Genomic DNA, 15,701 nt, shown 5'->3' on the forward strand with positions numbered 1-15,701 from the left:
CCTCCGTTGTTTAGCCAAACAGACAACAATTTTATATCAAAATACAACCGTAGCTCAGTTGGTTAGAGCACTACCTTGACATGGTAGGGGTCGGTGGTTCGAATCCACTCGGTTGTACCAAGATATAGGTATAACCAAAGGAAAAAGCACTACCACTCTTAACGGCCCAGTCCAAAGGTCGGTGGTTCGAATCCACTCGGTTGTACCATGACATAGGTATAACCAAAGGAAAAAGCACTACCACTCTTAACGGCCCAGTCCAAAGGTCGGTGGTTCGAATCCACTCGGTTGTACCAAAACATTTAATCTCTTCAGAATTAAATGCCTGTACGACCGTAGCTCAGTTGGTTAGAGCGCTACCTTGACATGGTAGAGGTCGGTGGTTCGAATCCACTCGGTCGTACCAATTCTCTATTTCAGCGGTTTCTCCTAAAAATAAATAATTAGCTCAGTTGGTTAGAGCGCTACCACTCTCTATGACCCGTGCCAAAGTCGGTGGTTCGAATCCACTCGGTCGTACCAATTCTCTATTTCAGCGGTTTCTTCTAAAAATAAATAATTAGCTCAGTTGGTTAGAGCGCTACCACTCTCTATGACCCGTGCCAAAGTCGGTGGTTCGAATCCACTCGGTTGTACCAAGATATAGGTATAACCAAAGGAAAAAGCACTACCACTCTTAACGGCCCAGTCCAAAGGTCGGTGGTTCGAATTCACTCGGTTGTACCAAAACATTTAATCTCTTCAGAATTAAATGCCTGTACGACCGTAGCTCAGTTGTTTAGAGCGCTACCTTGACATGGTAGAGATCGGTGGTTCGAATCCACTCGGTCGTACCAATCCTCTATTTCAGCGTTTTCATCTAAAAATAAATAACTAAGAGCACTGAATTTACAGTACTTAAAAACACCTAATTGAGCTTATACTCGCTGGCAACTTTAACCCATACCAATTGCAATAAATAAGAGGCTAAGCACGTTTAGTAAGCTTACCCCCTAACCTAGCAATATCATTATTGCTATGCGAGCCCAATTACGCCAATACCCACCCAAACAGCATAGGCTAAACTTAATGGCAAATATTTGAGTGCCAAACTCAAGCAATAAAGGCTTGCAAACATAGTGAGGAGAGTTAAAAAAGAAACAAGTGATTTGCTAAAGCCATTTGATTGCTTAAAGGCATATGCCCAAGCAACTTGCAATAAGCCTGCAATAATAAGTAAGAACCAATTCATGGTCGAACTCTTTAGTATAGGGTCGTCCCCGAAATAAAATTAACATCATAAGGTCGTTCTCATGACGCGTCATCGAAAAATCGGATAACCGTTTCAAATTACTATATGGAAATATCTAAGACAAATAATTCGAATGTAATGCCTCTAACCATTACGGGTGATCTAACGTAGCTCGGGCTTCGTTAAATTTTATTACAAATACAGTGTTGAAGACTAATCAAAAAGGGCTAAGCTTAACTTAAAAAAAGAAGCTTAAAAAACTATGAAAGTACTTGCTGTAATTATATTTATCTTTTCGTATCAAGCATTCGCTGGACTTACTCCTGTTACTTACCAACTCGATGGCAAAGAAGTTACTCAAAATGCTGTACGCTATAAAGATGGTTATGGTTATAACTTGGGTGCTAAAAAAACGCTTCGATTAGTAACTCTTGATTGGCCTCCTTATATTGATGAAAACCTATGTAACAAAGGCTGGCTTTACCAATTTACGGTCCAATCTCTACTAAAAAAAGGCTATGGCGTCTATATTGGCTTTTATCCATGGGCTCGCGCAGTTAGAGAAGCGGAATTAGGAAAAGCCGATATCTTATTCCCCGAATATTTCGTTGAGGACGATGTAATATCTGACAACTTTCTCAACCAAACTCGCAATAATCTATTAGCTTTAAGTCAACCAATACCAGGTGGCGACTTATCTTTTGTTACTTTAAAAGGTAACTCGATTACATTCAATGGTGACCTTGAATCAATCAAGGAGCATGTTATAGGTGTAGTCCGTGCTTACAAAAACACCAAGAAACTTGATAGCATGATCGAAAGCAAAGAGCTTGATACCATCGTCGCTAATAATGAATACCAACTTATTCATTTATTGCTGAGCAATCGTGTCAGCCTTATTGTTGCAGACCTAGAGGTTTTAAAAGCAAGTGTCTATAAATCTCAGCTATCTAACAGCGATAAGCAAAGAATTATAGAATCTCTAGTTGCTGTAGAACCAACTCTAGAACACAAACCACTTTATTATTCTGTCAGCAAAACAAGCCCAAACTGGAAAAATACCTTAAAAGATCTCAATGACGAAATAGACACCATGCAAAAAAGCGGTAAGTTTGATGAGTTTATTGAAGATATGAAAAAACAATGCTACAAATTCGATAAAGCGGCGTAACCGCCGCTTCATTTAGATTACACAGGGTATTACTCGGGCACTCTAACCCAGCCTTCCATTAACACGCGCGCACTTCGGCTCATACTTGCTTTTGTGACTTGCCATTTACCATCAACAAGTGTTGCAGCAGCGCCCACTTTTAATGTGCCAGAAGGATGACCAAAGTTAACTTCCTGACGCTCTCCCCCGCCTGCGGCGAGATTTACAAGCGTACCGGGTATAGCTGCAGCGGTGCCTATTGCAACCGCTGCTGTGCCCATCATGGCGTGATGCAATTTACCCATTGACATAGCACGTACCACTAAATCAATATCAGTATCATTTACAACTTTGCCGCTTGATGCATGGTAGGTTGTTGCTGGAGCTACCCAGGCTACTTTTGGCGTATGTTGACGTGCTTTTGCTTCATCAAGATGAGAAATTAACCCCATTTTTAACGCCCCATAGGCACGAATTGTTTCTAATTTTTCAAGTGCAGATGCATCACCGTTAATCGCTTCTTGAAGCTCTGTACCATCATAGCCAACTTCACTGGCGTTTATGAAAACCGTTGGAATACCCGCATTGATCATCGTCGCAGACAGCATACCAATCCCCGGAACTTCAAGTTCATCCACTAAATTACCTGTTGGGAATAATGCACCTTCACCATCTGCCGGATCCATAAATTCAAGTTTCACTTCAGCGGCTGGAAAGGTCACGCCATCAAGCTCAAAATCACCGGTTTCTTGCACTTCACCGTTAGTAATTGGCACATGCACTATGATGGTTTTACTAATATTGACTTGCCATACTTTAACTTCAACAACGCCGTTATCAGGAATTTTACTCGCATCAACAAGACCATTCGATATCGCAAAAGCCCCAACTGCTGAGGTTAGATTGCCGCAGTTACCACTCCAATCAACATACGCTTTATCGATAGCCACTTGACCAAATAAATAATCAGCATCGTGATCTGGTTTAGCGCTTTTCGATAAAATCACCGTTTTACTCGTACTTGAGGTTGCACCGCCCATACCATCAGTTTGTTTTTGGTAAGGATCGGGGCTACCAATCACACGTAATAATAGGTTATCGCGGGCCTCACCTGCCACTTGGGCAGGCTCAGGTAAATCAATTAAGTTAAAGAACACCCCTTTACTGGTGCCCCCACGCATATAGGTTGCTGGCACCTTCATTTGTGGTTTAAACGCCATAGTTTAGTGCTCCTCAGATTCTAAGAAATCTTGCGCGAAACGTTGTAGCACACCACCAGCTGAATAAATTGACACTTCTTCAGCGGTATCTAAACGACATGTCATTGGTACTTCAACGGTTTCACCATTGGCACGGGTAATCACCAATGTCAGTGTTGCACCAGGTGTTGGCTCACCTTTGACACTAAAGCTCTCACTACCATCAATGCCTAAAGTCATTCGTGTCGTGCCAGCTTTAAATTCAAGTGGTAATACGCCCATACCAATTAAGTTAGTGCGGTGAATACGCTCAAAGCCTTCGGCTGCAATCACTTGAACACCTGCAAGGCGTACACCTTTTGCAGCCCAGTCACGTGATGAGCCTTGGCCATAATCAGCACCAGCCACAATGATAAGTGGTTGTTTACGCTGCATGTAGGTTTCAATGGCTTCCCACATACGTGTTACTTTGCCTTCAGGTTCAATGCGAGCATATGAACCTTGCTTCACTTCACCATTTTCTTTAACCATTTCATTCAATAATTTAGGGTTTGCGAATGTTGCACGCTGCGCTGTTAAATGGTCACCTCGGTGAGTAGCATATGAGTTAAAATCTTCTTCAGGGAGACCCATTTTAGCTAGGTATTCACCAGCAGCACTTGACGCTAAAATCGCGTTTGAAGGCGACAAATGATCAGTGGTGATATTGTCGCCTAGTACGGCTAGTGCACGCATATCACTCAAAGAACGTTCACCCGCTAATGCCCCTTCCCAATAAGGTGGGCGGCGAATATAAGTACTTTGTGGGCGCCATTGGTAAAGCGGATCGTTGTCTTCACCGTAATCTACACTTAAATCAAACATTGGCTCGTAAACCTTTTTAAACTGCTCAGGTTTAACACTTTGTTTGACCACTGCATCAATTTCTTCATCTGTTGGCCATAAATCCATTAGGCGAATTTCGTTGCCTTGTTGATCATGCCCTAATACATCTTTTTCGATATCAAAACGAATTGTACCCGCAATAGCATAAGCAACAACCAGTGGCGGTGATGCTAAGAATGCTTGTTTGGCATATGGGTGAATACGGCCATCGAAATTACGGTTACCCGAAAGTACAGCAGTTGCGTATAAATCACGATCAATCACTTCTTGCTGAATTTTAGGATCAAGCGCACCACTCATGCCATTACAGGTCGTACATGCAAACCCCACAATACCAAAGCCAAGTTGCTCAAGCTCAGGTAATAAGTTAGCTTCTTCTAGGTAAGATTTCACCGCTTTAGAACCCGGTGCCAGTGATGTTTTAACCCATGGCTTACGGGTTAACCCTTTAGCGTTAGCATTACGCGCAAGTAAACCTGCGGCAATGACATTGCGTGGGTTACTGGTATTAGTACAACTTGTGATTGCAGCGATGATACACGCGCCATCTGGCATTAAGCCTTCTTCATTTTCTAAGGCGCCAGTGATACCCGCTTTATCAAGTTCGTTGGTTGCAACACGGCGATGTGGATTAGATGGACCCGCAATATTTCGACCTACAGATGACAAATCAAAGGTTAATACACGCTCATACTCGGCCGTTTTAAGGCTATCACTCCAAAGACCAGTTTCTTTTGCGTAAGTTTCGACTAGTTTAACTTGCTCTTCTTCACGGCCAGTCAAACGTAAGTAATCAAGTGTGTTGTCATCGATGTAGAACATCGCAGCTGTTGCGCCAAACTCTGGCGTCATATTAGAAATAGTTGCTCTGTCACCGAGAGTCAGTGCATCAGCACCTTCACCATAAAATTCAAGGTAGGTCGAAACGACTTTTTCATTGCGTAAAAATTCGGTGATCGCTAATACGATATCCGTTGCAGTAATACCCGGCTGTGGTTTACCAGTCAGCTCAACACCGACAATATCAGGTAAACGCATGTAAGAAGCACGCCCCAGCATCACGCTTTCAGCTTCAAGGCCACCCACACCGACAGCAATAACACCTAACGCATCGACCATAGGTGTGTGGCTATCTGTACCCACTAATGTATCTGGGAATGCCACGCCATCACGTTTTTGGATCACTGGCGACATTTTCTCTAAATTGATTTGATGCATAATGCCATTACCCGGCGGGATCACATCAATATTTTTAAATGCTGTTTTCGTCCAATTGATAAAGTGAAAACGGTCATCGTTACGACGGTCTTCAATCGCACGGTTTTTTTCAAATGCGTCTGGTTCAAAACCTGCGTGTTCAACCGCTAATGAATGGTCAACAATTAACTGTGTTGGTACCACAGGGTTTACTTTTGCAGGATCGCCGCCTTTTGCAGCAATGGCATCTCGAAGGCCTGCTAAATCAACTAACGCTGTTTGACCTAAGATATCGTGACATACAACGCGAGCAGGAAACCAAGGGAAATCTAAATCACGCTTGCGGTCAATCAATTGCGACAGTGCATCATTGAGCATTTCAGGTTCACAGCGACGAACTAAGTTTTCAGCAAGGACACGTGATGTGTAAGGAAGTGTGGCATAGCTGCCCGGTTTAATTGCATCAACAGCAGCACGAGTATCAAAATAATCGACTCCGGTGCCTGCTAATGGTTTTCTAAAATTTGTATTCATGATGATTCTACTTGTACTTGGTGACGGTGAACAAAGGTGGGCTGATTGTTTTTGTATTTATTTCGCCCCTTCATAAAGGGGCAGCTAAGCCACCCCTATCACTATTTAATTAACGATTAACGCTCAGAAATTGGCGTATAGCTACGCGCTTCTGGGCCCGTATAATCTGCACTTGGGCGTATAATACGGTTATTGGCACGTTGCTCTTTCACGTGTGCTGTCCAACCTGTAACACGGCTCATCACGAAAATTGGCGTGAATAACTTAGTTGGGATACCCATGAAGTGATACGCAGATGCATGGAAGAAATCAGCATTACAGAACAATTTCTTTTCACGCCACATAACTTCTTCACAGCGAACAGATACAGGATATAGAACATCGTCACCCACTTCATCAGCCAGTTTTTCTGACCATTTTTTGATGATCACGTTACGTGGATCTGATTCACGGTAAATAGCGTGACCAAAGCCCATAATCTTGTCTTTACGTTCAAGCATACCCATTAGCGCCTCTTCAGCTTGGTCTGCACTTGTGAAGCCTTCAATCATATCCATTGCCGCTTCGTTAGCACCACCATGTAATGGACCACGTAAACTACCGATAGCACCCGTAACACAAGAGTGAATATCAGACAATGTTGACGCACATACACGCGCAGTGAATGTTGATGCATTAAACTCATGCTCTGCATAGAGAATTAAAGACACATTCATTACTTGCTCAAATAATGCTGATGGTGCTTTATCGTGTAATAAATTTAAGAAATGTGCGCCTACCGAATCATCATCTGTTTCAGTGTCGATGCGAACGCCGTCATGGCTAAAACGATACCAATAACAAATAATACTTGGGAATACGGCAACTAGGCGGTCAATCGCATCATTCGCCTCTGAGAAATCTTGCTCCATTTCAAGGTTACCTAGCATAGAACAACCGGTACGCATTACATCCATTGGGTGCGCGTCTTTGGGAATGTTCTCAAGCACTGTTTTTAGTGCATCTGGTAAACCACGTAGTGATTTTAGCTTTGCTTTATATTCAGTAAGCTCAGACTCTGTGGGTAATTCACCACGCGACAGTAAAAAAGATACTTCTTCAAACTGCGCTTTATCTGCTAATTCACTAATATCATAACCACAATAAGTTAAACCTGAACCTGATTTACCTACTGTACACAGTGCTGTTTCACCTGCTACTTGACCACGTAAACCTGCGCCGCCTAATGCTTTATCTACCATGAGTGTTCTCCTTATATGTTGTCGTTATGATTTTTTAGCTGAGAAAAGGTTATCGAGTGTGTTTTCATATGAGTGATAGTCTAAAAACTCATAGAGTTCAGCACGTGTTTGCATGTTGTCTAATTGGCTTTGTTGCGAGCCCTCGCTAAGAATAGACGAATACACATTAAGTGCTGCTTTGTTCATCGCTCTAAATGCACTAAGTGGGTAAAGTACAATTTCAACACCCACTTCGCTTAATTGCTCAGCTGTATATAGCGGTGTCTGGCCAAACTCAGTGATGTTCGCAAGAATTGGCACATTTAACGCTTTAGCAAATGCTTGATAATCTGCTAAATCATGCACAGCTTCTGCAAAGATAGCGTCGGCACCTGCTTCAACACATGCGGCAGCGCGGTCAATGGCTGCATTTAAGCCTTCTTTTTGGAATGCATCAGTACGCGCCATAATGTAAAAATCGCTATCTGTTTTCGCATCAACTGCGGCTTTAACACGGTCAACCATTTCATCTTTAGACACGATTTCTTTATTAGGACGATGACCACAACGTTTTTGTGCAACTTGGTCTTCAATATGGAAGCCCGCAGCGCCCGCTTTAGTCATTTCTTTAACAGTACGAGCAATATTAAATGCACCGCCCCAACCTGTGTCAGCATCAACAAGAAGCGGTAAGTCGGTAGCGCTGGTAATCCGACGAATATCTTCAAGTACGTTATCTAAGCTTGTCATACCTAAATCTGGCATACCGTATGATGCGTTAGCAACACCCGCACCTGAGAGATAAAGTGCTTGGTGACCTGTTTTTTCTGCCATCATTGCGCAGTACGCATTGACGGTGCCAACCACTTGCAGTGGCTTATTGTTGGCGATTGCCTGTTTGAACTTTAATCCTGCTGACATTGGATAACTCCTATCTTTGAACGGTTTCAGCTCTTTGGCTGACTCTATTTTTTAAAGCTAAATTGTGACTGTTTAACTAAGGCGCTACTGATTTTTTGCTGCGAGTAAGTCAAACTTAGTCTGAATATTTGCCTGAGACGCACTAATATGGCGTTTCATAAGCATTTCGGCCAATTCACCATCATGGTTTTCAATGGCATTGATAATTGCCAAGTGTTCGTCAAATGCTTTTGATACACGCGGCCCAACCATCCCCATTTGTACACGGTACATACGAATTAACTGGTACAACTCATTACATAAAAGATGAATTAGATGCGCGTTTTTAGACCCTTTAATAATGCGATAATGAAAATCAAGGTCGCCCGCTTCTTGGTAGTATGATTCACCTTCTTTTACACGCTGTGTTTGTAAGTGCTGATTCAATAACTGTTTTAAACCTTGCACTTCTTCAGGTTCCATATTGTCAGCAGCTAACCGACAAGCAAGTCCCTCTAAGGCACTACGTACCTGATAAACTTCGATTAAACGCTCAGCGGTCAGTGCTACAACACGACAACCGACATTCGCTTTACGCTCTACCAAATAACAGCTCTCTAAACGATTTAGCGCCTCACGTAAGGTGGCACGGCTTACACCATAGCGTTTAGCAAGTTCTGGCTCAGAAATTTTGCTGCCCTGCTCAATGGTGCCTTGTACAATTTCACGACGCATGTCGACAAACACTTGGTCTGATGCCGTTGTTATCGTGATATCGTTGTAGTTATCGTTGGCTTTTTGCTCTGTCATAAATAGGTCTATTTAAGTACTAAATTAAGATTGTCGACAATTTGTAAGTTCACTATGCGCCCTATGATTGAATGTGTCAACCTTGAGATCGGAAAAATAGACTAAAAAACCAGCAAAATGTCGACATAAAATGATATTTATCAAAAATAATGACTATAAAAGACATTTATATCGGTAATATGTCGACACTTTAATCTCACTCTGAAAAAGCTAAAAATATCCCCTGACAGCGCTATAAATGGTATGATCAGCCTATTATTACGTGACGTGAGAGCCATTTAGTGGACGCTAATACATATATTCCAGACTCATTTATTGATGATGTAAAAAGCTACCTTCCTGAACATTTATCATTAGACGACTTTATTGCAGCCTGTCGCCGCCCACTTAGACGATCTGTTCGCGTAAATACATTAAAAATGTCAGTCTCAGAATTTCAGCGTCAATGCGCCAACAAAGGATGGGAGTTAACAGCAATCCCATGGTGCAAGGAAGGGTTCTGGTTAACACGTCCAAGTGAGGAAGAAGAAGCCCTTGCAATCGGTAATACCGATTTACACTTAAGTGGTGCTATGTATGTGCAAGAAGCCAGTTCAATGCTACCGCCGGTTGCTCTTCGAGCCGAAGTTAAGCAAAGCGATGCGGTACTTGATATGGCATCGGCACCGGGTTCAAAAACATCACAAATCGCCGCCATGATGGATAATACTGGCGTGTTAGTTGCCAATGAGTTGTCATCATCTCGCTTAAAAGTCTTGGCAGCAACACTCAAGCGTATGGGTGTAGGTAATTGTGCATTATCACATTTTGACGGTGTGATCTTTGGGGATTACATGTATGAGTGCTTCGACAGTATTTTGCTAGACGCCCCGTGTTCAGGTGAAGGCACGGTTCGTAAAGATGCAGACGCCCTAAAGAATTGGTCAATTGAGTCTAATATAGATATTGCTGCTGTACAAAAAGCCCTTATCAAAAGTGCCTTTTATGCCCTAAAACCTGGCGGCACATTAGTTTATTCGACCTGTACTTTAACACCACTTGAAAACCAACAAGTGTGCGAGTATCTATTAGCAGAGTTCCCTGCTTGCGTCGAAGTTCAATCGCTCGATAACCTGTTTGATGGCGCTGATAAAGCGACAACCAGCGAAGGTTATTTGCATGTTTGGCCACAAACTTACGACAGTGAAGGTTTCTTCATCGCTAAATTTAAAAAAATAGCCTCAATTGACAACCCACATCAAAAAGTTAAAAAAGGCGCATTTCCGTTTGCTGAGTTTGATAAAAAGCAAAGCCAAGCGTTTATGCAAACAATTAAAAAACAGTTCGGTCTAAAATCACTCAAAGGCACCTTAATGCAGCGTGATAAAGAGCTTTGGTTGTTTCCTGATGGCTTTGATGAACTGCAAGATAAAATTAAATACTCACGTTTAGGCATTCAACTTGGTGTGATCCATAAAGGCGGAGTTCGCTTAGCACATGAATTCGCCACCGTCTTTGGTCAAGATTGCGAAAAAAATACCTTTGAGATGTCTGCTTGCCAAGCAAACGATTACTTTAACGGTAAAGATATTCGGCTCGAAAAACCAACTCAAGATAATGGTGAAGTAGTGTTAATGTTATGTGGCTGTCCGGTAGGCCTCGGTAAGTGGCAAAAGAATAAAATCAAGAACTCACTACCACGTGATTTAGTACAAAATTCCCAGTTAATAACTTGGGTATAAGTTGCGTATAAACCCTGAACAAACACATACCTTTAATAGGTAAAATGGTGTAACAAGTTGATTTAAAACCAATATAAAAATTGTACATTTATCGTGCAATTTCCCACTATTTAACTACACTTAAAAGTACTTTCTACTTCTCCCTACTGAATTTAGAAGGTGTTTTTTTATAGTTAGCGCAGGCTCGCAAGAGCCACCCCCTAAGCCCAGAACAATGCGGATTCGTTCTGGGCGTTTTTTATGCAAAAGTCGCATTGCACTATTCATTGCTTTTTGATTCTATTACAGAAAATAGATGAAAAGGGATTGAACATGTTAAAATCATCACGCTTTTTAATTACGGCATTTATTAGTTTAAACACAAGCGCTCAGAATACCTCATACCAAGGCTTTTCCTACCCAGATAACGCCAGTAACGCAATAAGTATTACCTTTGACGATGCAAGACATAGCCAAGTCGATAATGGATTGTCGTTATTAAATAAATACAAAGTTAAAGCCACCTTTTATGTTTCCCCCTTTAATGTTGAGGAACGAGTAAGTAAGTGGCAAAAAGTTGTAAAAGACGGTCACGAAATAGCCAACCACACTAATAAGCATTTATGTACTGGGAATTTTGAATGGTTGCGTCAACAAGGTTTATCCTTAGAACAAGCTTCACTTAAGGATATTGAAAAAGATATCATAGACAGCCAACAGTATATTAAGCAAACGTTAGGTGTTGATGCAAAGGCATTCGCATACCCGTGCGGCAACACTTTTGTAGGCCGAGGGGCTAACACTAAAAGCTATGTTCCATTAATAGCCAAACATTTTGACACAGGCCGAACTTGGTTAGACGAAACAGCAAACAACCCCAACTTTACTGACTTTTCACAGTTAACAAGTATACGGATCGATGGACTCACATTTGCAGAGATTAAGGCCATGATAGAACAACATCGAACCAATAATAGCTGGATCATTCTAGCAGGGCATGAAATAGGCGAACGTGGCCAATACTCTACCGATATAAACGCATTAGAAGAGCTGATTAATTACTTACAAAAACCAGAAACTGGCTACTGGTTAGCAACTGTTAGTGAAGTGTCGAACTATATCAAGCAACATAGAAAAGACATACAGTGAATCTAACGTGCTTTAAAACAAAGTGAGTAGCTTTTTAGTTCTTTAACATCGTATTAGTATTAAAATTTTTGCAGCTGCGTTTATAAGCCGGTGTTTGTCTAACACGGCTAAATTCATTGCCAAATTGAAGTGATAAACACACTATACCTAAGCGCTCCATTCGCTCTGCCATATTAAAAATACTATTAAATTTATAACCATGTTTAGAAGCTAGCTTAAGCTCATTTACATATAGTGCTTTATAGGTAGGCGGTAGATTAGTCCAGTGCATTAAAGCGATTTGAATAATACCTAGATGAGTATTAAATTCATAAGGCCCCATTTTTTTCGCTTCTTGGAGATAGCCATATACTCGCTCAGAAGGCCCTTCTTGAAAGCTGACAACCTGAGCTAAGGCAACCCAAGTTTGCGCCCAAGTGCTCCTTAGCTCAACCGACTTTAATAGTGCTTGTTCAACTTGTTGGTATGTATCTTCAACCTGCTTAATTTGCTCATTCGATGATATATTCATTTTTGATAAACCTAACATTTTAATATGAGCCAAAAAATGCCAGTAATGCGGATGTTCAGGGTCCAAATCAGTTGCCAGCGTCATTGCATTTTCTGCGCTGAGCAACGATGTGTTAGAAGAATCAAGAGCAGTGGCCTGCACAATATTTAGCGCATTAAAATACCACGCATTCGCACGCATACTTTGTAGGCTTGAATAAGTAATAAAAAGCACTAAGACGGCTAAAATAGAGCTAGTTACAGTTTTACCTATGTTAAATTTAGTCATTAAATAAGCATTCTGTTAATCGTTGCGGATTAGTAATGAAGATTGAGTTAGCTTGTTCTACACCGATTAATTGCGAGACAGTTTCTTTAGCCTGGCTAAGAACGGGAGGACGACGTTTAACGGAATGAGTATCAGAGGCAATATAACTAACTAGGCCATCGTTAAGCATTTGCAATGATATGGCTTTTGCGTTTTCCCCCCACTCACCTTGAATACTTGATGCTGTTAACTGAAAATCACAGCCTAATTGTTTTAAGTGCTGAATATAATATAGATTAGACTGAATATCTCGGTTACGCTCCGGATGCGGAATAATTACCCGAATATTTTGTTTATCAAGCCATTGGATAAATTTATCGTAACCTTGTGGCATATGCGAATGTGGTAACTCTAATAACAGTACATTTTTATTAGCTATTTCCCCAATAAAAGGTAACTGATTAGACATAACCAATGCCATAAGTTCTACATCGAGACGCACTTCTGCTGCGGCAGCTAACTTTACACCAATACCGGCATTTTTTGCATGTAGACGCAAGTTAACCAAGCTCTCGTAAATATGAGAGCTTCGGTTATTAAATCTACCTATATGTATATGTGGTGTAGCAACCATATGGGTTATACCATCATCTTCAGCCATTTTAAGAAGCGCTAAAGATTCATCTAGATCTTTAGCGCCGTCATCAATACTTGGCAAAATATGACTATGAATATCAAACATAAACTAACTTAGTTACGCTTGAGGTTTTTCAGGTTGCTGTGAGTAATCGTAATAATCATAATACCCTTGACTGTGTTCATCTTTAGACTTACTCATATCCACTTGGTTTAGTAAAACACCCGCAACATGAGCTTTTACTTCAAATAGACGCTCAAGCCCCTGCGGTGATAGGTTTAATACGTGTTATATCTGATTTAACAACATATACAACCGAGTCAACACTTTGTGCTATTACTAGTGCATCACTAACCGCTTGAGTCGGTGGCGTATCAACAATAATATGATCATACTTACCTTTTAATTCACTAAGCAAATCAGAAAAGCGGCTGCTCGAGAGGAGCTCAAGTGGGTTAGAGGGTATCTGACCACTGGGCATTATAGTTACACCAGATTGCGAATCCTCATGTACACAATCAGTTAATTGATCTGTGCCAATAATTAAATTACTCAAACCAGGGTGAAACACTGGTATATCAAATCGTTTTGCTAGAGTTGGCTTACGTAAATCAGCATCAATTAACAACACCTTCCCCATTTGCGCTAACGACATGGCTAAATTAGCAGAAGTAGTGGTTTTACCTTCTCCTGGCGAAGTCGATGTAACAGCAATAACCTGATGTGCGCGGTCAAGATGAGTTAATAATAGACTAGTACGGAAAGTTCGTACCGATTCAGCAAAGCGACGATACGTATCATCTAAGTAAGCATGGATCGGAAAGAAACTCTTTTTAGGAATTGCAACATGAGGTAGCAAACCTAACATTCGCTGCGCTAGTTTATTTTCAACATCATTTTTATTTTTAACAGTATCGTTTAGCGCGTCAAAAACGAATGTCATCACCATTGCAAAACCTAAGCTTGCAACAAAGGCTAAAATAATAATTAACTTTTTATTTGGTTTACTTGGATTTCTTGGTGCATATGCACGGTCTGTAAAACGAGCTGCTGCTGAACTAAAGTCGCTGGTTACTTCAGTCTCTTTAGAGCGAGATAAAAAGGTATTAAAAATATTACGGTTTGTTTCAACTTCACGCTTTAACTGGTTATATTGCGTCTCTTTACGCGTTACATCTTGATACTCAGCACGGATTTTTGCTAAATCTCCTTCAAGAGCACTGACAGTACGCGCAATCCTATTCAACTCTTTCTCAATACCAGTAATCAAACCTTTAATTTGCTTATTAAGGTTCGTTTTTACTGTCGCTAACTCAGCTTTAGCTGAAATCATTTTAGGATGCTTAGGGCCATATACCTCAGCTAATTCGCTCACCTTTCGCTCAGCTAACACCACTTCACGTTTAACATCTTGTACTACACGGTGCGAAGTAATTTCAGGCATACTTCCCAGTAACTCAATGTTATCATTGCCATATTCATTGATAACACGGTTTATACTTTCCAAATTGTTTTTTGTAGCGCGAGCGTCAACAAGCTGTTTAGACGTTTGCTCTAACTCTTGAGTTATAAGCCCCGCAATACCTTCAATGTCGACAAGTTTTTGCTCTTCTCGGTAGTTTTGTAAGCGAACTTCAGAGCTGTCAAGTTGAACTCGTAGCTCTGATAAGCGGGTATTCAACCAACTTGAAGCCTGTTGGGTGATGCCCATTTTAGCGCGCATTTGGCTTTCAATATAAACCTCACCTACGGTATTAGCGACTAAGGCAGCAAGTTTAGGATCGCTCGATTCAAAACTAACTTTTACAAGTTGGGTCTTACGAATAGGTGATACGCTCAGGTTAGCTCTAAACGTAGCAAGTAAATCCAGCATTTTTAACTCAGCAATCTCCTGCTCGGTGAGCACTGAACGTTCAGACTTGTTAAGAAATGGCAAAAGTTGCTTCGCCATACTTTTTAACTCATCACTGAATGAAGGTTTATTAATAAAGTCCGGATGCTCTGCCAAATTTAGCTTTGTGATGACCTCTCGGGCTATACTATCCGACTTTATTACTTCAAACTGAGTTTGATAATATTCTTTTTTCGTTGAATCTAAGCCATAAACTTCATCAAAGCTAACAGCTTTTGTTTGTTCTGACTCAATCAGTAAGGTTGCAGAAGCTATATACTTAGGTACCAAGGTTAGAGTAACCATCATGGTAAATAAAGTTACAACAACCGAAAAACCTAAGATTTTCCATTTATTCTGTTTGATAACATTAAGGTAAGCGCCTAAATCAATGAGTTCTTCATTGCTATTAGGCTTTTCTGATAGTGAATTCATTTTTAA

General features: G+C 41.0%; 11 protein-coding genes, 3 tRNA genes and 1 pseudogene. 6 read left to right on the plus strand and 9 right to left on the minus strand.

Going from position 1 to position 15,701, the window contains the following annotated elements; translation table 11 throughout:
• The first annotated feature begins 43 nt into the window (after window positions 1-43).
• From L0Z67_RS09120 to L0Z67_RS09130, 3 genes are all read left to right on the plus strand, one after another.
• Window positions 44-120: transfer RNA gene (locus L0Z67_RS09120), tRNA-Val, on the plus strand.
• 209 nt (window positions 121-329) lie between these two features.
• Window positions 330-406: transfer RNA gene (locus tag L0Z67_RS09125), tRNA-Val, on the plus strand.
• A 353-nt stretch (window positions 407-759) separates the two neighbouring features.
• A tRNA-Val gene (locus L0Z67_RS09130) sits at window positions 760-836 on the plus strand.
• Window positions 837-1,015: 179 nt separating this feature from the next.
• On the opposite strand, the gene L0Z67_RS09135 is transcribed toward L0Z67_RS09130, so the two are convergent.
• Window positions 1,016-1,231: a DMT family transporter gene (locus L0Z67_RS09135; protein WP_405127878.1), complete on the minus strand. Its 216-nt coding sequence runs from the start codon at window positions 1,229-1,231 to the stop codon at window positions 1,016-1,018.
• Window positions 1,232-1,493: 262 nt separating this feature from the next.
• On the opposite strand from L0Z67_RS09135, the gene L0Z67_RS09140 reads away from it, so the two are divergent.
• Window positions 1,494-2,402, plus strand: a complete 909-nt coding sequence (locus L0Z67_RS09140) for an ABC transporter substrate-binding protein (protein ID WP_062569199.1) — start codon at window positions 1,494-1,496, stop codon at window positions 2,400-2,402.
• Window positions 2,403-2,431: 29 nt separating this feature from the next.
• Here the strand turns inward: L0Z67_RS09140 and prpF are convergent, their stop codons facing one another.
• The 5 genes from prpF to L0Z67_RS09165 form a co-directional block, all read right to left on the minus strand.
• Window positions 2,432-3,601, minus strand: coding sequence for a 2-methylaconitate cis-trans isomerase PrpF (prpF, locus tag L0Z67_RS09145; protein ID WP_405127879.1), 1,170 nt, complete (start codon window positions 3,599-3,601; stop codon window positions 2,432-2,434).
• Window positions 3,602-3,604: 3 nt separating this feature from the next.
• On the minus strand, window positions 3,605-6,196 hold the full coding sequence (gene acnD / locus L0Z67_RS09150; protein WP_405127880.1) for a Fe/S-dependent 2-methylisocitrate dehydratase AcnD: 2,592 nt from the start codon (window positions 6,194-6,196) through the stop codon (window positions 3,605-3,607).
• Window positions 6,197-6,312: 116 nt separating this feature from the next.
• Window positions 6,313-7,437 carry a 2-methylcitrate synthase gene (prpC, locus tag L0Z67_RS09155; RefSeq protein ID WP_062569202.1) on the minus strand — a complete coding sequence of 375 codons (1,125 nt, stop codon included), beginning with the start codon at window positions 7,435-7,437 and terminating at the stop codon, window positions 6,313-6,315.
• Between the two features lie 24 nt (window positions 7,438-7,461).
• Complete coding sequence (gene prpB, locus L0Z67_RS09160; protein ID WP_405127881.1) at window positions 7,462-8,337, minus strand: methylisocitrate lyase; 876 nt, start codon at window positions 8,335-8,337, stop codon at window positions 7,462-7,464.
• 84 nt (window positions 8,338-8,421) lie between these two features.
• Entirely contained in the window at window positions 8,422-9,126 is a 705-nt protein-coding gene (locus L0Z67_RS09165) for a GntR family transcriptional regulator (protein WP_054554723.1), read from the minus strand.
• A 281-nt stretch (window positions 9,127-9,407) separates the two neighbouring features.
• Between L0Z67_RS09165 and rsmF the strand changes: the two genes are divergently transcribed.
• Window positions 9,408-10,847, plus strand: a complete 1,440-nt coding sequence (rsmF, locus tag L0Z67_RS09170; protein WP_237114134.1) for a 16S rRNA (cytosine(1407)-C(5))-methyltransferase RsmF — start codon at window positions 9,408-9,410, stop codon at window positions 10,845-10,847.
• Window positions 10,848-11,159: 312 nt separating this feature from the next.
• The gene (locus L0Z67_RS09175) at window positions 11,160-11,975 is read left to right on the plus strand and encodes a polysaccharide deacetylase family protein (protein ID WP_405127882.1); all 816 of its coding nucleotides are present in this window, start codon (window positions 11,160-11,162) and stop codon (window positions 11,973-11,975) included.
• A 34-nt stretch (window positions 11,976-12,009) separates the two neighbouring features.
• Here the strand turns inward: L0Z67_RS09175 and L0Z67_RS09180 are convergent, their stop codons facing one another.
• The 3 genes and pseudogenes from L0Z67_RS09180 to L0Z67_RS09190 all read right to left on the minus strand — a co-directional run bounded on the left by L0Z67_RS09180 (window position 12,010) and on the right by L0Z67_RS09190 (window position 15,695).
• Window positions 12,010-12,753 (minus strand): VpsP family polysaccharide biosynthesis protein, encoded by a 744-nt coding sequence (locus L0Z67_RS09180; protein ID WP_237127848.1) that lies wholly within the window; start codon window positions 12,751-12,753, stop codon window positions 12,010-12,012.
• Entirely contained in the window at window positions 12,746-13,474 is a 729-nt protein-coding gene (locus L0Z67_RS09185) for a tyrosine-protein phosphatase (RefSeq protein WP_193988885.1), read from the minus strand. Before L0Z67_RS09185 ends, L0Z67_RS09180 begins: the two co-directional genes overlap by 8 nt.
• A gap of 12 nt (window positions 13,475-13,486) precedes the next feature.
• Window positions 13,487-15,695 (minus strand): annotated as a pseudogene (locus tag L0Z67_RS09190) (GumC family protein).
• Between the last annotated feature and the right edge of the window lie 6 nt (window positions 15,696-15,701).

The sequence above is a fragment of the Pseudoalteromonas sp. PB2-1 genome (assembly GCF_045040605.1).
Classification (GTDB): domain Bacteria; phylum Pseudomonadota; class Gammaproteobacteria; order Enterobacterales; family Alteromonadaceae; genus Pseudoalteromonas; species Pseudoalteromonas arabiensis.